The organism is Anaerovibrio sp. JC8 (assembly GCF_002100115.1).
Classification (GTDB): Bacteria; Bacillota; Negativicutes; order Selenomonadales; family Selenomonadaceae; genus Anaerovibrio.
Genome location: NZ_ANBM01000009.1, coordinates 1 through 18,553, shown reverse-complemented (window position 1 = coordinate 18,553; position 18,553 = coordinate 1). Strand labels below are relative to the sequence as shown.

The 18,553-nt window shown below is 48.0% G+C and carries 15 protein-coding genes, 14 tRNA genes, 2 rRNA genes and 1 pseudogene; 3 read left to right on the top strand and 29 right to left on the bottom strand.

Annotated elements, in window-relative coordinates; translation table 11 throughout:
• Positions 1-110: 110 nt before the first annotated feature.
• From glmS to tsaE, 9 genes are all read right to left on the bottom strand, one after another.
• Positions 111-1,940, bottom strand: coding sequence for a glutamine--fructose-6-phosphate transaminase (isomerizing) (glmS, locus tag D081_RS09510; RefSeq protein WP_085023943.1), 1,830 nt, complete (start codon positions 1,938-1,940; stop codon positions 111-113).
• 462 nt (positions 1,941-2,402) lie between these two features.
• Positions 2,403-4,037, bottom strand: coding sequence for a chaperonin GroEL (gene groL / locus D081_RS09505; protein ID WP_085023942.1), 1,635 nt, complete (start codon positions 4,035-4,037; stop codon positions 2,403-2,405).
• A gap of 51 nt (positions 4,038-4,088) precedes the next feature.
• The gene (gene groES, locus D081_RS09500; protein WP_085023941.1) at positions 4,089-4,373 is read right to left on the bottom strand and encodes a co-chaperone GroES; all 285 of its coding nucleotides are present in this window, start codon (positions 4,371-4,373) and stop codon (positions 4,089-4,091) included.
• A 155-nt stretch (positions 4,374-4,528) separates the two neighbouring features.
• Positions 4,529-5,104, bottom strand: a complete 576-nt coding sequence (locus D081_RS09495; RefSeq protein WP_085023940.1) for an ANTAR domain-containing response regulator — start codon at positions 5,102-5,104, stop codon at positions 4,529-4,531.
• Positions 5,105-5,122: 18 nt separating this feature from the next.
• Entirely contained in the window at positions 5,123-6,535 is a 1,413-nt protein-coding gene (locus tag D081_RS09490; protein ID WP_085023939.1) for a sensor histidine kinase, read from the bottom strand.
• Between the two features lie 35 nt (positions 6,536-6,570).
• Positions 6,571-7,611, bottom strand: a complete 1,041-nt coding sequence (gene tsaD, locus D081_RS09485) for a tRNA (adenosine(37)-N6)-threonylcarbamoyltransferase complex transferase subunit TsaD (protein WP_085024004.1) — start codon at positions 7,609-7,611, stop codon at positions 6,571-6,573.
• Positions 7,612-7,641: 30 nt separating this feature from the next.
• Positions 7,642-8,091 (bottom strand): ribosomal protein S18-alanine N-acetyltransferase, encoded by a 450-nt coding sequence (gene rimI / locus D081_RS09480; protein WP_085023938.1) that lies wholly within the window; start codon positions 8,089-8,091, stop codon positions 7,642-7,644.
• A complete protein-coding gene (gene tsaB / locus D081_RS09475) occupies positions 8,088-8,807 on the bottom strand; it encodes a tRNA (adenosine(37)-N6)-threonylcarbamoyltransferase complex dimerization subunit type 1 TsaB (RefSeq protein ID WP_085023937.1) in 720 nt (239 codons plus the stop codon). Before tsaB ends, rimI begins: the two co-directional genes overlap by 4 nt.
• Entirely contained in the window at positions 8,795-9,271 is a 477-nt protein-coding gene (gene tsaE, locus D081_RS09470) for a tRNA (adenosine(37)-N6)-threonylcarbamoyltransferase complex ATPase subunit type 1 TsaE (protein WP_085023936.1), read from the bottom strand. Before tsaE ends, tsaB begins: the two co-directional genes overlap by 13 nt.
• A 232-nt stretch (positions 9,272-9,503) precedes the next feature.
• Here tsaE and D081_RS09465 point away from each other — a divergent pair, with 232 nt between their 5' ends.
• Positions 9,504-10,052: an NADH peroxidase gene (locus tag D081_RS09465; protein WP_085023935.1), complete on the top strand. Its 549-nt coding sequence runs from the start codon at positions 9,504-9,506 to the stop codon at positions 10,050-10,052.
• 62 nt (positions 10,053-10,114) lie between these two features.
• Here the strand turns inward: D081_RS09465 and recO are convergent, their stop codons facing one another.
• The 4 genes and pseudogenes from recO to D081_RS09450 all read right to left on the bottom strand — a co-directional run bounded on the left by recO (position 10,115) and on the right by D081_RS09450 (position 13,262).
• Positions 10,115-10,855 carry a DNA repair protein RecO gene (gene recO / locus D081_RS09460; RefSeq protein WP_085023934.1) on the bottom strand — a complete coding sequence of 247 codons (741 nt, stop codon included), beginning with the start codon at positions 10,853-10,855 and terminating at the stop codon, positions 10,115-10,117.
• Entirely contained in the window at positions 10,855-11,748 is an 894-nt protein-coding gene (gene era / locus D081_RS09455) for a GTPase Era (RefSeq protein WP_233127471.1), read from the bottom strand. Before era ends, recO begins: the two co-directional genes overlap by 1 nt.
• A gap of 111 nt (positions 11,749-11,859) precedes the next feature.
• Positions 11,860-12,324 (bottom strand): annotated as a pseudogene (gene ybeY, locus D081_RS12835) (rRNA maturation RNase YbeY); the annotation flags it as partial.
• Positions 12,325-12,338: 14 nt separating this feature from the next.
• The gene (locus tag D081_RS09450) at positions 12,339-13,262 is read right to left on the bottom strand and encodes a PhoH family protein (RefSeq protein WP_143272186.1); all 924 of its coding nucleotides are present in this window, start codon (positions 13,260-13,262) and stop codon (positions 12,339-12,341) included.
• 177 nt (positions 13,263-13,439) lie between these two features.
• On the opposite strand from D081_RS09450, the gene D081_RS09445 reads away from it, so the two are divergent.
• A tRNA-Ser gene (locus D081_RS09445) sits at positions 13,440-13,528 on the top strand.
• Between the two features lie 5 nt (positions 13,529-13,533).
• Positions 13,534-13,622: transfer RNA gene (locus D081_RS09440), tRNA-Ser, on the top strand.
• A gap of 41 nt (positions 13,623-13,663) precedes the next feature.
• Here the strand turns inward: D081_RS09440 and D081_RS09435 are convergent.
• The 16 genes from D081_RS09435 to D081_RS09360 form a co-directional block, all read right to left on the bottom strand.
• On the bottom strand, positions 13,664-14,809 hold the full coding sequence (locus tag D081_RS09435; RefSeq protein WP_085023932.1) for a metallophosphoesterase: 1,146 nt from the start codon (positions 14,807-14,809) through the stop codon (positions 13,664-13,666).
• A gap of 120 nt (positions 14,810-14,929) precedes the next feature.
• Complete coding sequence (locus D081_RS09430; RefSeq protein ID WP_085023931.1) at positions 14,930-16,999, bottom strand: methyl-accepting chemotaxis protein; 2,070 nt, start codon at positions 16,997-16,999, stop codon at positions 14,930-14,932.
• A gap of 130 nt (positions 17,000-17,129) precedes the next feature.
• A tRNA-Leu gene (locus tag D081_RS09425) sits at positions 17,130-17,215 on the bottom strand.
• Between the two features lie 24 nt (positions 17,216-17,239).
• Positions 17,240-17,326 (bottom strand) — tRNA-Leu (locus tag D081_RS09420).
• Between the two features lie 54 nt (positions 17,327-17,380).
• A tRNA-Leu gene (locus tag D081_RS09415) sits at positions 17,381-17,469 on the bottom strand.
• Positions 17,470-17,483: 14 nt separating this feature from the next.
• A tRNA-Gly gene (locus D081_RS09410) sits at positions 17,484-17,557 on the bottom strand.
• Between the two features lie 11 nt (positions 17,558-17,568).
• Positions 17,569-17,644, bottom strand: a tRNA-Thr gene (locus D081_RS09405).
• Between the two features lie 8 nt (positions 17,645-17,652).
• Positions 17,653-17,728, bottom strand: a tRNA-Phe gene (locus D081_RS09400).
• Between the two features lie 4 nt (positions 17,729-17,732).
• Positions 17,733-17,809: transfer RNA gene (locus tag D081_RS09395), tRNA-Asp, on the bottom strand.
• A 7-nt stretch (positions 17,810-17,816) separates the two neighbouring features.
• Positions 17,817-17,892: transfer RNA gene (locus D081_RS09390), tRNA-Val, on the bottom strand.
• A 7-nt stretch (positions 17,893-17,899) separates the two neighbouring features.
• Positions 17,900-17,975: transfer RNA gene (locus D081_RS09385), tRNA-Lys, on the bottom strand.
• Positions 17,976-18,003: 28 nt separating this feature from the next.
• A tRNA-Lys gene (locus D081_RS09380) sits at positions 18,004-18,079 on the bottom strand.
• A 4-nt stretch (positions 18,080-18,083) separates the two neighbouring features.
• A tRNA-Gln gene (locus D081_RS09375) sits at positions 18,084-18,160 on the bottom strand.
• A gap of 18 nt (positions 18,161-18,178) precedes the next feature.
• Positions 18,179-18,254, bottom strand: a tRNA-Asn gene (locus D081_RS09370).
• A 4-nt stretch (positions 18,255-18,258) separates the two neighbouring features.
• A 5S ribosomal RNA gene (rrf, locus tag D081_RS09365) occupies positions 18,259-18,375 on the bottom strand.
• Positions 18,376-18,448: 73 nt separating this feature from the next.
• Positions 18,449-18,553 (bottom strand): 23S ribosomal RNA (locus D081_RS09360); the annotation flags it as partial.

Sequence of the window (18,553 nt, the reverse complement as noted above, 5' to 3'; positions counted from 1 at the left end):
ACGAAAATCCCGTCGGTTCAAAGGATATTGTCACTATACTAGTACAAACCATGCACCTTGTCAACAAAAAAAGGACTGTCTTTTCAGCAAAGACAGTCCTCTATTTTAACTTATTCTACAGTTACAGATTTAGCCAGATTTCTCGGCTTATCAACATCTGCACCACGGGTAATGGCGGTGTAATAGCTGAGGAGCTGCAGTGGCAGAACTGCCAAAAGTGGAATCAACAGCTCATCGGTATTTGGAACGAAAATAACATGATCCGCATACTTCTTCAGCTCAGTGTCGCCTTCAGCCGCAATACCGATAACTACTGCATCACGGGCCTTAACTTCCTTGATGTTGCTGAGGGTCTTCTCATAAACGCTCTTCTGGGTAGCCAGAGCCACTACAGGCACGCCGGTAGTGATAAGAGCCAGAGTACCATGCTTCAGCTCGCCAGCGGCATAAGCCTCTGCGTGAATGTAGGAAATCTCCTTCAGCTTCAGGGAACCCTCCAGAGCCACCTCATAGTCCAGGGCACGGCCAATGAAGAATACGTCAGTGTTGAAGCCGTACTTCTTGGCAAATACCTTAATAGGCTCCACATCCTCCAGAGTCTCGCCAATCTGGGAAGGAATTTCACGCAGCTTGCCCAAAAGCTCCTTCATGCGGCGAGGAGCCACAGTGCCACGGAGACCTGCCATATAAGCACCCAGCAGGAACATAACAATAAGCTGGGTGGTATAAGCCTTGGTGGAGGCTACAGCAATCTCAGGGCCAGCCATGGTGTAAATAACCTGATCTGCCTCACGGGCAATGGAAGAACCAACCACATTGGTTACAGCCAGGGTCTTGGCACCAAGACGCTTTGCTTCCTTCATGGCTGCCATGGTATCACTGGTCTCACCGGACTGGCTTACCACGATGCACAGGGTATTGTCGTCAATGATTGGCTGACGATAACGGAACTCGGAGGCAATATCCACCTCAACCGGAATACGGGCCAAACGCTCAATATAGTACTTGCCTACCAGGCCTGCATGATATGCAGTACCACAGGCAACAATGAAAATCTTGGAGAAGGAATTTACATATTCCTCAGTCCAGCTGAGCTCCTCCAGAACTACAGCGGAATTATCCTTGGCAATACGGGAAGCCAGGGTGTCACGAACTGCCTTTGGCTGCTCATGAATTTCCTTCAGCATGAAATGCTCATAGCCGCCCTTTTCAGCTGCCTCAGCATTCCAGTTAACCTCAAATACCTTCTTGGTAATAGGCTCGCCCAGGCTGTTGGTAATCCATACGGAATCCTTCTTGACAACTGCTACCTCACCGTCATTAACGATGTAAGTACGGCGGGTACGGGAAATAATAGCAGGAATATCGGAAGCAATGAAGTTTTCATCATCACCAAGACCGATAACCATAGGGTTGTCCTGCTTGGTGCAAATCAGCTTATCAGGGTCATTCTTGCTCATGAATACGATGGCATAGGAACCCTCAATACGCTTGATAACCTCACGGACAGACGCCTCGAAATCGCCGTTGTATACTTCTTCCAAAAGATGAGGCAAAACCTCGGTATCAGTATCAGACAGGAACTTGTGGCCCTTTGCCATCAACTCTTCCTTGAGAGTCATGTAGTTCTCGATAATACCGTTATGTACTACCGCAAAATCACCATGACAATCAGTATGAGGATGGGAGTTGTTGTCAGATGGACGGCCATGGGTTGCCCAACGGGTGTGGCCGATACCAATGCTGCCCTGTGGCACATTGCCCTCAATCTTCTCCTCAAGGGCAGCCAGACGGCCTACAGACTTTTCAACGCGAATCTTCTCATCATTGAGAACTGCAATACCAGCAGAGTCATAGCCACGATACTCCAGCTTGGTCAGGCCCTCAATGAGGAATGGGGTAGCCTGCTTGCTACCAATGTAACCAACGATACCACACATAATAAAAACCTCCAAAAATAACTGGAAGTCCCATGTCCTGCCCCAAATGCCGCTCTGTCCTGCCAGTTACCCGACAGTTTTAACAGCATTCTAACGACCGGCAAGCCGAGAGGCATCCGCTGATAAATCGACAACCTCTTCCTCGTCACCTCACTGCACAAGCAGCAAGGCCATGCGCTAGAACGTAAAGTCCTTTCAATAATATGAACATAGTGACTTCAAAAATAATATTACCGTGATTTTGACCCGAAAGCCAAAATCACGGTACGTATTATAGACTATTAATATATCCAAGTCAAGTACTATATAAAGTATACAGACACCTAGGAGGAGTGTATCCATATAGTGGCCTTTTTTACGTTGGCACTTAGTGAATGCAGGCTGAAAGCGCTGCATGAGCTTAGTGTCCACTACGTAAAATACAGAGCGCGAGCGTTCACTATATGGATATGCTCCGACTTTTTACATCATGCCAGGCATGCCGCCCATTGCGCCGGCACCACCCATTGGATTTGCAGCACCCTCAGGAGCTGGCTTATCAGCAACCAGGGTCTCAGTAGTGAGAACCATAGCAGCGATAGAAGCAGCATTCTGCAGCGCAGAACGGGTAACCTTGGCAGGGTCAACGATACCGTTGGCAATCATGTCAACATACTCACCCTTGTAAGCATCGAAACCAACACCTACAGCGCTGTTCTTAACCTCAGCAACTACTACAGAACCCTCCAGGCCTGCGTTGTTGGCAATCTGGCGAACTGGCTCCTCAACAGCACGACGTACAATGTTGATACCAGTCTTAACATCGCCCTCTGCCTCCAGAGCATCCAGAGCTGGGAGAATATCGATAAAGGTAGTACCACCACCAGCTACGATACCTTCCTCAACAGCAGCACGGGTAGCATGGAGAGCATCCTCAACGCGGAGCTTCTTGTCCTTCATCTCTACCTCAGTAGCAGCACCGATTTCGATAACAGCTACACCGCCGGAGAGCTTAGCCAAACGCTCCTGGAGCTTCTCCTTGTCGAAGTCGGAGGTAGTGTCAGCAATCTGCTTCTTAATCTGCTCGATACGGGAAGCGATAGCCTCCTTGTCTCCCATACCATCAACGATGGTGGTGTTCTCCTTGGAGGAATGAACCTGACGGGCATGACCGAGATCCTCAAGAGTTACGCTGTCCAGCTTGCGGCCCAGCTCCTCAGAAATCAGCTGACCACCGGTGAGGATTGCGATATCCTCCAGCATAGCCTTGCGACGGTCGCCAAAGCCAGGAGCCTTTACAGCCAGAGCCTTGAAGGTACCACGGAGCTTGTTTACAACGATGGTAGCAAGAGCCTCGCCGTCCAGATCCTCAGCGATGATAACCAGCTCCTTGCCCATCTTAACAACCTGCTCAAGAATTGGGAGAATGTCGTTAACAGTGGAAATCTTCTTATCAGTAATCAGGATGAAAGGATCGTTCATAACAGCTTCCATCTTGTCAGTGTCAGTAACCATGTAAGGGGAGATGTAGCCACGGTCGAACTGCATACCCTCTACAACAGAAAGGCTGGTCTCCATACCCTTGGATTCCTCAACAGTGATAACGCCTTCCTTGCCAACCTTTTCCATAGCGTCAGCAATGTACTGGCCGATTTCCTCATCAGCGGAGGAAACAGTAGCAACCTGGGCAATAGCCTTCTGGGACTCTACTGGCTTGGAAACCTTCTTGAGCTCAGCTACCAGGGTCTTAACAGCCTTTTCAATACCCTTCTTCAGAACCATTGGGTTTGCACCGGCGGCTACGTTACGCATACCCTCATGAATCATAGCCTGAGCCAGCAGGGTTGCAGTGGTAGTACCGTCACCGGCAATATCGTTGGTCTTGGTAGCAACCTGACGAACCAGCTGAGCACCCATATTCTCAAATGGATCCTCCAGCTCAATGTCACGGGCAATGGTAACACCGTCGTTGGTAATGGTAGGTGCACCAAACTTCTTATCAAGAACTACATTGCGGCCCTTTGGACCAAGGGTAACCTTTACTGCATTTGCCAATGCATCAACGCCCTTTTCAAGAGCACGACGAGCTTCTTCATCAAATAAAATCTGCTTTGCCATTTTATATGCCTCCAATTATATTAATCGAAAATGATAAACCAAAAAATGCGATTACTCAATTACACCGAGAATATCGCTCTGACGCATGATGAGGTAATCATTGCCATCAATCTTAACCTCAGTACCGGCATACTTGGAGTAGAGAACGCTGTCACCAGGCTTTACCTCCATAGCAATGCGGTTGCCGTCCTTATCGATGCTGCCTGGGCCTGCTGCAATAACCTTGCCCTTCATAGGCTTTTCCTTTGCAGTATCTGCCAGGATAATGCCGCTGGCAGTCTTGGTCTCAGCCTCAGCTACTTCGATAACAACTCTGTCACCTAATGGTCTAATCATATTTATCTGCCTCCTAAAAGATAGTTTGTAAACTATATTGTTAGCACTCCATATAACTGAGTGCTAACTCCGAGTATTATGATAAATCCTTTTGGACAAAAAAGCAAGAAAAAAGTCAAAAAAACAAAAAGCAGGACCTTAAATGGTCCTGCTACTTATTTCGTGGCGGCACGGATAATGGCCTCGGCCACTTCCTTTATGGTCTTTCGTTTCGCCATACTGTATTTCTGGATACGGGAGAAGGCCTGACTTTCGCTGATGTTGTGGGCATCCATAAGTATGCCCTTGGCACGGTCCAGCAGCTTCCGCATTTCCAGGGTATCCTTTACCTTAAAGAGTTCATCCTCAAGCCCCTGCATATCCTGATAGCGGGACATGGCCACCTCAATGGCGGGAAAAAGATTAGCTTCCTGCACCGGCTTTACCAGATAGGCCTGGACACCGGCATCAGTGGCCCGTTTTACGATTTCCGGCTGACTAAATGCCGTCAATAGCACCACTGGGGCAATTTTTTCCTTCCACACTATCTTGGCCGCCTCAATGCCGTCCATTTCCGGCATCTTTACATCAAAGATACACAGGTCAGGCTTCAGCTTCTTGGCCAGCTCAACCGCCTTGCGGCCGTTCGGTGCTTCCCCCACCACCTCATGACCGGCTTCCTCCAGCAGCTCCCGCATGTCCATGCGAATTAAAGTCTCATCATCAGCAATAACAATTCTCAAGGGATTCATACTTGCTCTCCTCCCATACTAGCCTTTTGGTATATGCAGTACACAGTGGGCACCATTGTCATTGGTTATTTCAAAGCGTCCACCAATATCATCATTTACCAGCGTTTTTATTATCTGCAGTCCCAGGGATTTGGATTTTTCCATATCAAAATCCTCCGGCACCCCAATACCATCATCATACAGCTCTATGCGATAGCCATCCTCCTCAATGGCAGTCCTGAGTCCAATCATGCCGTGGTCCCGGCCCTCAAAGCCATGCTCAATGGAGTTTAAGATCAGCTCGTTGATAATAACCGCCAAATTGCTGGCATTTTTCGATGGCAGTACCACCTCCGGCCCCTCAATTTTGCTGGTGAGCTGAAAATCTGAGGCCACCATATTGGGAGCCACCCGCTCCAAGATATTACGTGTGACTTCTATTACATTTATCTCTTCCTTGTCATGCTGACTAAGGAATTCATGAACCACCGCAATACTCAATATACGGTTGGTACTTTCCTGCAATGCTGACTTGACCTCCGGGGAATTGGAACGCCGCCCCTGAAGCCGTAACAGGCTGGCAATGGTCTGCAAATTATTTTTTACCCGATGATGGATTTCCTGAATCACCGCGGTTTTAATCTTGATTTCCCGCTCCTTTTTGCGGACCTCCGTCACATCAGCCAACAGCAAAATCCGCCGCTGCATGACCCCTGCTTCCTCCAGCTTGATATCCCGCTGCAGCAGTATCATGTCCCCTATTTGAATTTCCTTTTCAAAGGGACGACTGCTGTCAATGGTTTCCCGATGAAGCATGGCACTGATTTCCCGGTCCGGCAGCCTGGCACCCAGCAGATGGTTAATGCCCAAGGCACGGTAAATTCGCTTGGCCGACAGATTTACATAAGTAATGCGGTTATTCTTGTCAGAAATGACCACGCCGGTCCCCGCAAAAATCGGGGCAAACTTTTCGGTATCGATGTTCCGCTTGGCATGGTGCATAAGAAGCTCCGCCGTATCCAGCAGCTGATAGTAATTGCTGCCGGAGGCATATTCCTTGCTGGTCTCCAATGTTACCACGCCGATTATTTCATTGCCCTCTTTTATAGGATAAGCGTACATATCCAGGGTCATGCCCAGCCGCCATTCCCGACGGCCATGAATGGACTTTTCCTTCTCAAAAACGTATGCTACCAAGGGCTCCATCTGGGCCGGCACAACACTCCCCACCTTTGGCAGCTCCACCTGGCTATAGAAGGTATGAGGCTTATGGTGCTTCATAACCATGTATTGGTCAGGCTCTTTAGTCTTTACATACAATAAAAGATGAGCATGGGCAAAGTCAGCGATAAAGCCGAAGCAGCTGCTCATGCGCCGTAGCTGCTCAATCTGTACCGCCGTCAGATCCGTATGCTGCCGATATATTAAAGTGTCGCTTTCCCGATGGTTCATAAAAGAAAACTCCTCACAGTGCCGTAATCAATATTTTATAAATCCTGCAAAGCCAGTCCCGGCACTGCATTAAGATACAAATCAGAATAATTCCCCGCCAGTGACTGATAATAGCCCCTGCAACCTATCATGGCCGCATTATCGGTACAGAGAATCTTATCCGGGAAGTAGAATTTAATATTATTCTTGGCGGTAACCTCCCGCAGGCGTTTTTCCAAAGAGCTGTTGGCCGCCACACCGCCAGCCAATACCAGGGTGTCACAACCGGTTTCCTTAACTGCATCCAAGGCCTTGGCCAGCAGCACCTCAATAACCGTGTGCTGGAAGGAGGCAGCCACATCAGCCTTGTTCACCTCAATGCCCTTCAGCTTCATGCTGTTGAGATAGTTCAGCACCGCAGATTTCAGGCCGCTGAAGCTGAACTCATAATTTCCCTTTTCCTGCAATGCCCGTGGGAAATCTATGGCCATAGGATCACCCTCCTGGGCCAGCTTGTCTATCTGAGGACCACCAGGGTATGGCAGCCCCATAACTCTGGCCACCTTATCAAAGGCTTCGCCCGCCGCGTCATCCCTGGTCTGCCCCATAAGGCTAAAGGAATTATAATCCTTCACGTGAACCAGGGAAGTATGACCGCCGGATACCACCAGGGCCATAAATGGAGGCTTTAACTCAGGAGCACTGAGGAAATTGGCAAAAATATGCCCCTCCAGATGATTAACCCCAATAAGAGGTACTCCCAAAGTAAAGGCCAGAGCCTTGGCTGCAGACACGCCTACCAATAAAGCTCCCACCAGCCCCGGGCCGTAGGTTACCGCCACCTGGTCAATATCCTGCAGGGTAACTCCAGCCTTTTCCAAGGCCTCATCTATAACCGGCATCACATTGACAATATGCTTGCGGGAAGCGATTTCCGGCACTACCCCGCCAAATTTCCTGTGAATGGGAATCTGGGTGGCGATGATATTGGACAGCACAGTACGGCCGCCCCGCAGGACAGCCACCGAAGTCTCATCACAGCTTGATTCCACTGCCAGAGTAATAATCTTGTCTTTATCCTTATTAACCTTATCCATAATGTTCTCCATCAGCAAATACCAGACCCCTTACAGCTTGGTATTCCACATAATTTCCGCGTCTTCCACCGGATTTGTATAATATTTTGGCCTCTGCCCCACACTTTTAAAGCCCAGGCCTTCATACAATTTTATAGCAGGAATATTGGATACCCTGGCCTCCAGGGTTAGGGCCGTTACGCCACGCTCCTTTACTTCCTCAATCAGCTTTAACAGCATCTGCCGCCCAATACCCTGACGACGATAAGCCGGTGCAATGGCTACATTGGTAATACTGCCCTCATAGGCCAAAATCCAGCAACCCACATAGCCGATTACAAGATTATCTGCCTCCTCATCCAGAGCCAGCAAATAGTAGGTATCACTGCTGGAAGCGTCCCGCCAAAAGGATTCCCGGGACCACGGAGTAGCAAAGCACTGCTTTTCCACCTCCGCCACGGCATCAGAATCCTCCGGCACCATCTTACGAAAGGTAATCATTGGGCCTCCTGCTTAAGCTTGGCCTGCCGCTTTTCCCACAGTACCTCAGCCTCTGACTTTCTAATGTATATAGGTTCCATATCCATAACGGAATCCACCTGACCTGCCGCCAGCTTCTTTAAGCCAGCCATGGCAATATTGGCTGCTCTTGGCATCAGCACATGCTTTGGTGGAATAATGAGATTTTCCGGCAAAGACTCCATTTTTGTCATTTTCTTGGCCACCATATCGCCTACAGCCATCACAGGGCCGTAAATTTCACGGCAAATATTGATAGCATCGTCCAGTGAAAGCACCTCAATGGCCTTAACTTCATCGAAATTATCACCATTCCAGCGATAGTGCGCCGTATACACATTACCCTTCTGGGCATCAATAAAGCCAGCCACTGTAATACCAGGCACCGGATAGTGCCAGGCCAGCCCCTCCATGGTAGGAATACCAATAATGGGAATATTTAACCCATAGGCAATAGCCTTAGCTGCCGCCAGACCAATACGCAGTCCGGTAAAGGAACCAGGTCCCACACTTACGGCCACAGCCTCCAGAGCATCCTTCTTTACTCCCGCCATGTTCAGCACCTGCTCCACATGGGGCAGCAGAGTCTCCGAATGGGTCAGCTTATTTTCGACGATTAATTCCGCCAGTAATTTTTTATTGTCAGCAACTGCCACGCTGGAAACCATGGTAGCAGTATCCATTGCTAGGATTGGCACAGTTTTTCCACCTCCTGGAAAATGTCGGTATAAACCTCACCCCGCAAATCAAAGGCAAGGCGACGCTGATTCTCATCTGCATCTGTTCTTTCGATGGTCAGCAGCAGAAAATCATCAGGCAGACAGTCTGCAAACTTATCCGCCCACTCGATGACCACTATACCATCTGGATCATCCACATAATCGTAAAAGCCAATATCCTCCAGCTCGTACTCCTGCTCCAGACGATACAAATCGAAATGATAGAGAGGCATACGCCCCTCGTAAACATTCATTATATTAAAGGTAGGGCTGGTCACATCCTCATCAATGCCCAGACCTTTGGCCAGATTCTGCACAAAGAGGGTTTTCCCCGCCCCCAAATCACCATATAAGCAAATCACAGTTCCGGCAGAAAACATCCTGCCGATTTTTTCACCTAAGGCCGCCGTTTCCTCCGGGGATTTTGAAATTATCTCAAACATATTATTCTCCTGGAATTCATAACTATGTTTTCTTCTATATAACTATACTAACAAGCAATTTTATCATATTTATGCGGTAACTACAATTAATCTATTGTTCTATGGAAATAGTTGCAAATATTACCATTAATATCCCATTTTTTCAATAAAATATTCTTTATTTTTGGAATTTTTCATATATACTTATAGGTAAGAAATCCTTTGTGTGTATTATTTTTAAAGGAGGAATAGTATGGCTAAATATGTTTGCAGTGTTTGCGGTTATGTCCATGAGGGCGATGCTCCACCAGATGAGTGCCCTATCTGCCATGTTGGTTCGGAAAAATTCAACAAGGTAGCTGAGGGTGAGCAGCAATTGGCAGATGAACACAAGCTGGGTGTTGCCCAGGGTGTTGACTCCGAAATCGTAGAAGGCTTACAAAAGAACTTCAGCGGAGAGTGCACCGAGGTAGGTATGTATCTGGCCATGAGCCGGGTAGCAGACCGGGAAGGTTATCCTGAAATAGCTGAAGCCTTCAAGCGTTATGCTTGGGAAGAAGCTGAACACGCCGCCAAGTTTGCTGAGCTCTTGGGAGAAATCCTTACAGACAGCACCGAAAAGAACCTGAAGATGCGTGTAGACGCTGAATTTGGTGCCTGCGAGGGCAAGAAAAAGCTGGCAGTTCATGCCAAGAAGCTGAATCTGGACGCCATTCACGATACCGTGCATGAAATGTGCAAGGACGAGGCACGTCACTGCAAGGGCTTTGAAGGTCTGCTGAAACGCTATTTCGGCAAGTAAATACTGACAACAAAAAAGTCTGGGAAATGTCTAACATTATCCCAGACTTTTATTTTTCACTTTTATCCCACCTGCTGAATAAACTGCAAAGATTTCATTGGCTTGCCAAAAATGTGATACAGATATCCCAATAACAGGGATTCTGCCTGTACCATTATCCTGCCATTAACCTTAAAGGCAGGCTTTTCCAGCCAATCAAGCTGCAGCAGCTGGCCAATAAACACCCGCAGGGCCTCAGGATATTCCATAAGTCCCTTATCCTCCGACTGTACCAGAGCAGGAGATATGGCCCCACCATCATTTATGGAAAAATAGGCATCGCCCTCTATTTCCAGATTACTCCTGATGCAACGCTCGTAGGAAAGCTGCATTCCGGAAAATTCCAAAATCTGAAAGGCCGCTGCCAAAGCTGCAATCCGTGGATTGCGGCTGCCAAAGGCAGCAAACACTTCCAACAGCTTATCGTACATATCAGCCTGTGGGAACCCTTCCACCGACAGATTGGTAGCCAGCTCCGCCACAAAGGCTCCATAGGCCATGGCCGAAAAATCCGTGCTCATATTCTTGTTGGCCTGCTTGAGGGACGCCTGACGTACCGTATCCAAACGGTTCCCCTTGGTCAGCTGAATGTCCACTTCATTGAACATCTGCAAGGGGCCGGCCAGGGGACTTTTCGGGCGGCGGCAGCCAAAGGCCGTAGCCGTTATTTTCCCATGCTCCCGGGACAACAGGGTTATTATTTTATCTGCTTCGCCCCAGTTCTTTACCCCCAGCACCAGGGCTTCCGTCTGATACTGTGCCATTATTCAAAACCAAATCCCTTAAGGATATTATCCCGGTTGCGCCAGTCCTTCTTAACCTTTACCCAGAGATCCAGGAATACCTTGCCCCCTAAGAGCATCTGAACATCCTGACGGGCCTGGGCTCCGATTTCCTTCAGCATAGCGCCCTTCTTGCCGATGATAATTCCCTTCTGAGAATCCCTTTCCACATAAATGGTTACACGAACGTAGTTATCACCGTTATCCCGGACCTTCATTTCATCCACATCAACGGCAATGGAATGAGGAACCTCATCCCGGGTCAGGTGCAGCACCTTTTCCCGGACCATTTCCGCAATAATAAGGCGTTCCGGCTGGTCAGTCACCATATCCTCAGGGTAATACTGAGGCCCCTTTGGCAGATACTTCTTGACCTCTTCCAGCAGGCCCTCCAGATTATTTTCCTCCAATGCAGAAATTGGCACTGTAGCCGCAAAATCATACTTGCCATTGTAGTTGGTGATGATTGGCAGCAGAGCTTCCTTGTCCTCCAGTAAATCTACCTTATTGATGGCCAATACCACCGGTTTTTTGGTAGCTTTCAAACGCTCCAAAATATAATGCTCACCAGGGCCAAACTTTTCGTTGGCATCCACCACAAATATAATGGCATCAACCTCCTGCAAGGTACCCTCAGCAGCCTTAACCATATACTCGCCCAACTTGTCGATTGGCTTATGAATACCCGGAGTATCCAAAAATACCATCTGCACATCCGGCTTGGTCAACACACACATGATTCGGTTGCGGGTGGTCTGGGGCTTATCGGACATGATAGCAATTTTCTGGCCAATAAGGCTGTTAATCAAAGTAGACTTACCCACATTAGGACGGCCAATTACAGCCACAAACCCGGACTTATAATCCTTCGGCAGCTTCTTAGGCTCATTTTTCGGAATAGAATTTATATCAATTTCTACGCCCTTGCTCTGTACCACATCAGGAGCCTGCGCCAACGGCAGCTGCATATCCTGGTCATCCCCCTCACGGGTAATGCCCAGCTGGTTCATAACATAGCGCTGCTCCTCTTCCATTTCCAGCCGTTCTTCCTCGTCCATGTGGTCATAGCCCATAAGGTGCAGCATACCATGAACCGTAAGGAAGGACAGCTCCCGCTTCAGGCTGTGGCCATATTCCTTGGCCTGCTCCTTGGCTTTGTCCACGGAAATAATAATATCGCCCAAAATTTCAGTTTCCAGGCCGCCCTCAATCTCCGGCTCCTGGTCCTGACTATCGGCAAAGGCAAAGGACAGCACATCTGTAGGACGGTCCAATCCCCGATATTTGTTATTGAGCTGGTGAATATATTCATTGTTGGTCAGGGTAATGCTTACCTCGCCGTTCTCCACACCATAAAGAGGTCCCGTAACCTCGGCTGCATGGCGAACAATTTCCTCTACCTCCGGCTCCAGCTGTAAATCCTCCGGCTCCAGGCTAATAATAACATCCATTATAAAATCTCCTATCAGTCTTCTCTCTGAGAGGCCTCATAACGGTCGTAAGCCTCCACTATTCTGGATACTACATCATGTCTGATAACATCCATGGCTTCCATTCTTACTATTTCAATGCCCTTGACCTTCTCAAGGACCTTGGTTGCTTCAATTAAACCGGAGGTAACCCCGCGAGGCAGGTCTATCTGTCCCGGGTCACCGGTCACCACCATCTTGGAGCCAAAGCCAAGACGGGTCAAAAACATTTTCATCTGTTTGGCTGTGGTATTCTGGGCCTCGTCCAAAATAACATAGGCATTTTCCAGAGTACGGCCACGCATATATGCCAATGGAGCAATCTCAATAACCCCTTTGGTCATGAGCTTTTGATAGGTGTCCTGCCCCAAGATATCCTGCAGGGCATCATAAAGAGGTCTTAGATAAGGGTCAACCTTTTCCTGCAAATCTCCCGGCAAAAAGCCCAGCTTCTCCCCTGCCTCAACGGCCGGACGGGTAAGAATAAGCCGCTCCACCTCACGGTTTCTAAGAGCCGCGCATGCCAAAACCACCGCCAGATAGGTTTTGCCGGTACCTGCCGGACCTACTCCAAAGGTAATGGAATTCTTCTTGATGGCATCCACATACACCCGCTGTCCCAAGGTCTTTGGCCGCACATGCCGTCCCCTGGAAGTAACCAAAATAGTATCACCAAACAGGCTGTGGAGAGCTTCGCCCTTGCCGCCCTTCACCAATCCAATACTGTATCTTACCTCGTGCATGGTGATGGCATTGCCCTGACGGAACAAATATTGCAGCTCCCGGACAATCTTCGCCGCCGGCTCCACCTGGGAGGCTTCACCGCTGATTTCCAGCACCTCACCGCGGCTGATAAACCGGGCATCAAAGTTCTCCATCAATACACGAACATATTCATCTCTTTCCCCCAGCAAAGCCATGGCTTCGCCGCGGTCAGCAAATTCAATAATTTCTTCTGCTATATTCTGCAACTATTCACCATTCCCTAAATCAAAATACTTCATATCATTTTACCTTAAACCAGCCTAAAATAAAAGGCCTTGGGCCATTTTTTGTTGACATGGATAAAATCATTTTGTTATAATAATCAATGCTATGGAGAGGTGTCCGAGTGGTTTAAGGAGCTGGTCTTGAAAACCAGTGATGTCGCAAGGCACCGTGGGTTCGAATCCCACCCTCTCCGCCATATATGGAGTGGTACTCAAGAGGCTGAAGAGGACGGTTTGCTAAATCGTTAGAGTCGCAAGGCTGCGAGGGTTCGAATCCCTCCCACTCCGCCATTTGAACTTAAAACGCCGCATAAAGCGGCGTTTTTTTGTTGCTATTTTTCTGTCAAGGTAAACACGGCAATTTCCGGTGGACAGCCAAACCTAAATGGGAACCAGCTGCCGTTGCCGGAATGAACATAGCCCATGGTATGCCCGACATGATACATTCCTCTTAAATATTTGAAAATTGGCGGCACCAATGGTATGCCAAAGAAGCCCAGTTGGCCACCATGGGTGTGTCCCGTCAGCACCAGATTGGTGTTGTATTTGGCCGCTGAATCAATAAAGTCCGGATGATGGGCCAGCAAGACTTTAACTGATTTTTCCGGAATATCCTCCAAGGCCAGCTCAGTGTATCTGTCCTGCAAAAAACTGAACTGGTCCCGTTTTATTGGATAATCCACTCCAGCCATGTACAGCGGCAATTCACTGCCTGCAACCTTATCAAAGCTGTTGACCAGCTTCTTTATCCGGGCTCCCTCAATAGCTATATCAATGGCCGGAAGCCCCCGCATATGCTCATGATTGCCCCAGCAATAATAAATACCATATTTGAAGCTGTCCACATAGCTGTCCACCAGCTTGGCAGCTTTATAATTGATTTTATTATCATCAAATAAGTCACCGGTAATGGCCAGCATATCACAGCCTAACTCGCTGGTCTGCTTTAAAAGGTTATCCAGCTCCTCCAGGCCCATAAATGGGCCCAAATGAATATCACTAAGCTGGGCAATGGACAAGCCTCTTATATCCTCGGGAATATGCTCAACAGGCACATCATAGCGGCGAATTACGGTCTGATTACGCTCGATCAGCCCCCCATAAGCGGAAACTGCCACTGCTACCGCCGGTAAAACTGCTGCTCCCTTCAAAAACTGCCGCCGCTGAGGATTCTCCGGCACATCAAACAGCTTTTTCTTCAGAAAGCGCACAATTACATACCCTAGGGCCAGCCAATCATACACAATCTGAGCCATAAATACCATGGTCGCTGCCTGTAAAATGATTCCCCCCGCAGCCATGCCATGGAGCTTGGTAAAACCTAAGACCATGCCGGCCACCAGTAAAATATCCCCATAAAGAAGCATCCGTCTGGCTTTCTTTAAGGTACTGCCGGAAAAAATAAGCCCCAATGCCTTTTGGGTAATAATTATAATTGCTGTAAGAATTATAAAAAGTATAGAAAAAAAGAACAACATAAATAAACCTCAATAAATATTATTTCAAAAAAGTAATGGTATTGTACCACAGATTTATGGAAATAACATTAAAAAATCCAGTGCCCCGAAGGACACTGGATTTTGTTACAATCATTCGAATTAGAATCTGAATTTCTTAAGCTCTCTCTGAAGCTCGTCAGCCAAATCGGACAGATTGCGGGTAGAAGCAGCAATCTCTTCCATAGTAGCAGACTGTTCCTCAGTAGCAGAGGAAATAGCATCGATGCTGGCAGTCACGGTCTGGGTAACCTTCTCAACATTCTCAGCAGAATTCAGTACAGCCATACTGGAATCAGCAGTTGCATTAGCCGCATGGGCAGCCTCCTTAATCAAGGCATCTACCTCATTTACGTTATCAACAATCTGCTGGAACTGAGTACCAGCCTCAGCCACTACATCGCTACCAGTCTTAACAGCTGCAGTACCTTCCTTCATGCTGTTAACGGCCTTCTGAGTCTCACTCTGAATAGCCTGAATAATGGAGGCAACCTCTGCAGCAGCCTCGGAGGACTGCTCAGCCAGCTTTCTAACCTCATCAGCAACAACGGCGAAGCCGCGGCCATGCTCACCAGCTCTTGCAGCCTCGATTGCTGCATTAAGAGCCAACAGGTTGGTCTGATCAGCAATACCGGAAATGGTATTGATAATCTCGCCAATTTCCTGGGAACGAACACCCAGATTTGCAACTGCACCAGCAGACTGTTCTACAGTGGTAGAAATCTGATTCATCTGGCTGACAGCACGCTTAATGGAAGCCTCACCCTTGCCGGCAGCCTCACCTGCGTTGGCAGATGCCTTGCTCATACGCTCAGCACTGGAAGCAATGGAAGTAACATTATCAGTCATGTTGCGGATCTGATCAACAACATGAATCATGGTATCATTCTGCTGCTGTGCAGCACCGGCAATATCGGAAACCTTGCCGGCCACATGTGTGATAGTCTCTGCACACTGGTCGGAACCATCAGAAAGGTCACGGGAAGCAGCAGATACCTGCTGGGAACTGGTCTGAATCTGCTCAAGCAGACTCTTGAGATGCTCAGTCATCTGCATAAATGCACTACAGAGACGGCCAATTTCATCATTAGCCTCATAATCAAGATGGAACTGACGGATGTTACCATCAGCAATCTCTTCAGATGCACCGGCAAGAATGCTTAGTGGCTTGAAGAGCTTGGTGCAAACCATGTAAATCAGGCCAAGTACGAGAACCAGTGCTACGATAAGCACGATAGCCAGAGTAATACGCATGTGGCTAACCGGAACCATAAGCTGTGCTTCATCAACAATGGTCAAATACTTATAACCAGTCTGCTCGGAAGTATAAACAGAAACAACCTTGTTTACACCATCAATTTCCAGATCAAACATACCGGCCTTTTCGTTGGCCAGCTTGCTCATATCACCCTCAACCTCAGCCAGCTTCTTAAAGTTCAGGTCAGGATTTGCAGGGTCTGCGAAAATTACACCATCAGCATCAACCACTACCATGTAACCGGTTTCACCAATCTTAATCTCACTGATCATATCAGTAATAACCGGCAAATCAATGTTAATACCAAGAACACCCAATGGATTGTTGGAGTTATCCTTCAATACCAGGAAAATACCAATAGTAGGAGTACCCTTGGAAGTCATAAACGGAGCAGTGATAAGAACCTTATCCTTTGCTGCCATACTATTTTTGTACCAGTCACGGGTACGGGAATCATACCCCTTCTTACGCTTTACAACAGGATACTGAAGAAAACCACCATCGGTAGTACCAAGACTTACTACAGAAACAGACCCCTTGTTTGCTTCAGCAAAGCGCTGGAAAATGTCATAGGCAGCCAACTCATAGCCGCCCTTGGCAGCAGGGTCCATGGCAATCATGCCCTTGGCATCCACTTCACCGTCACTGTATACAGTAATATTACCGCCCTGACGCAAAATAGGATCATTGGACATGTTAACCAAACCGGCACGAAGCTCCTCCAGGAAAATGTTCATAGTATTATCCACCTGAACTGCCTGAAGATTTGTCTCTTCATGGAATGACTCTCTCTGATTGTTGGTAATTATTCCATTGAGAATAATACCCATAGCCAGCATGGCTACGAAGATAGTCACGCCACTTACCAGCATTAATTTTGTCTTAACACTGGAATCTTGTTTAAAATGCGCCATAAAATCCCTCCAATAAGATTATAAAAAAGTTAAACAAAAAATTCACTCTTAGTACGATTATACTTCTCCACCAAAAGTAAAAATCCTCTATTTAAACTAAAAAAACCGAGCAAAACTCGGTAAAATAAAATGGTGCGGTTGGTGGGACTTGAACCCACACGACTTGTGATCACTACCCCCTCAAAGTAGCGCGTCTGCCTATTCCGCCACAACCGCATGTTACACAATACAAAGTATATATGGTGCGGCCGAGTGGATTTGAACCACCACGGGGTCAACCCCCACTAGCGCCTGAAGCTAGCGCGTCTGCCGTTTCGCCACGGCCGCATAACAACAAGTATTATATCATATTCAATTATATGAAGCAAGTTCTTTTTTTAGTGGTGCCGAGGACCGGAATCGAACCGGTACGGTAGTCTCCTACCGCGGGATTTTAAGTCCCGTGCGTCTGCCAGTTCCGCCACCCCGGCAAAAAGACTTTATATGGAGCGGGTGATGGGAATCGAACCCACGTGACCAGCTTGGAAGGCTGGGGCTCTACCATTGAGCTACACCCGCGTAAGTATCAATGGAGCTGGCGAGAGGAATTGAACCCCCAACCTGCTGATTACAAGTCAGCTGCTCTACCTATTGAGCTACACCAGCATAAAAAATGGTGCCTCAGAGCGGAATCGAACCACTGACACGGGGATTTTCAGTCCCCTGCTCTACCAACTGAGCTACCGAGGCATAATGGCGACCCGAAGGGGACTTGAACCCCTGACCTCCGCCGTGACAGGGCGGCATTCTAACCAACTAAACTACCGGGCCATAATAATGGTGGGCGCTAACGGGATCGAACCGCTGACATTCTGCTTGTAAGGCAGACGCTCTCCCAGCTGAGCTAAGCGCCCATATAAATGGTGACCCACCGGGGACTCGAACCCCGAACCTGCTGATTAAGAGTCAGATGCTCTACCAGTTGAGCTAGTGAGTCATAATATTAATTTCCAAAACAGAACTCATGGTGGCTCACCCGGGATTTGAACCCGGGACACCCTGATTAAAAGTCAGGTGCTCTGCCAACTGAGCTAGTGAACCGTTTTGGCTGGGGTAGTTGGACTCGAACCAACGAGTGCGGGAGTCAAAGTCCCGTGCCTTAACCAACTTGGCTATACCCCAATCACCCCAGGGGTAAAATGGCTCCTCGAGTAGGACTCGAACCTACGACATACGGATTAACAGTCCGTCGTTCTACCGGCTGAACTATCGAGGAATGTAACCGGCAACTTCCTATCCTCCCAGGCCGTCTCCAGCCAAGTACTTTCGGCGTTTATGTGCTTAACTACTGTGTTCGGAATGGGAACAGGTGGGACCACATAGCTAACGTCACCGGATATACAATTAGAAAATACATTTCATAATGTACTCTCAAAACTATACAGAAACAAGAATCATCTTAAGAGTGCTTAAGTTAAGCCCTCGACTTATTAGTACTGGTCCGCTTCACATGTCACCACGCTTCCACTTCCAGCCTATCAACCTTATCGTCTATAAGGAGTCTTACCAGATTAA

What these genes read in the sequence shown, in the direction of transcription:
- tsaD (WP_085024004.1), bottom strand. Translation starts at nt 7,611, where the DNA reads ATGGATAAGGTTAATAAGGATAAAGACAAGATTATTACTCTGGCAGTG.
- D081_RS09450 (WP_143272186.1), bottom strand. Translation starts at nt 13,262, where the DNA reads ATGGCTTTGCTGGGGGAAAGAGATGAATATGTTCGTGTATTGATGGAG.
- D081_RS09495 (WP_085023940.1), bottom strand. Translation starts at nt 5,104, where the DNA reads ATGAATCCCTTGAGAATTGTTATTGCTGATGATGAGACTTTAATTCGC.
- D081_RS09465 (WP_085023935.1), top strand. Translation starts at nt 9,504, where the DNA reads ATGGCTAAATATGTTTGCAGTGTTTGCGGTTATGTCCATGAGGGCGAT.
- groL (WP_085023942.1), bottom strand. Translation starts at nt 4,037, where the DNA reads ATGGCAAAGCAGATTTTATTTGATGAAGAAGCTCGTCGTGCTCTTGAA.
- D081_RS09430 (WP_085023931.1), bottom strand. Translation starts at nt 16,999, where the DNA reads ATGGCGCATTTTAAACAAGATTCCAGTGTTAAGACAAAATTAATGCTG.
- D081_RS09490 (WP_085023939.1), bottom strand. Translation starts at nt 6,535, where the DNA reads ATGAACCATCGGGAAAGCGACACTTTAATATATCGGCAGCATACGGAT.
- glmS (WP_085023943.1), bottom strand. Translation starts at nt 1,940, where the DNA reads ATGTGTGGTATCGTTGGTTACATTGGTAGCAAGCAGGCTACCCCATTC.
- rimI (WP_085023938.1), bottom strand. Translation starts at nt 8,091, where the DNA reads ATGATTACCTTTCGTAAGATGGTGCCGGAGGATTCTGATGCCGTGGCG.
- recO (WP_085023934.1), bottom strand. Translation starts at nt 10,855, where the DNA reads ATGGCACAGTATCAGACGGAAGCCCTGGTGCTGGGGGTAAAGAACTGG.
- D081_RS09435 (WP_085023932.1), bottom strand. Translation starts at nt 14,809, where the DNA reads ATGTTGTTCTTTTTTTCTATACTTTTTATAATTCTTACAGCAATTATA.
- groES (WP_085023941.1), bottom strand. Translation starts at nt 4,373, where the DNA reads ATGATTAGACCATTAGGTGACAGAGTTGTTATCGAAGTAGCTGAGGCT.
- tsaE (WP_085023936.1), bottom strand. Translation starts at nt 9,271, where the DNA reads ATGTTTGAGATAATTTCAAAATCCCCGGAGGAAACGGCGGCCTTAGGT.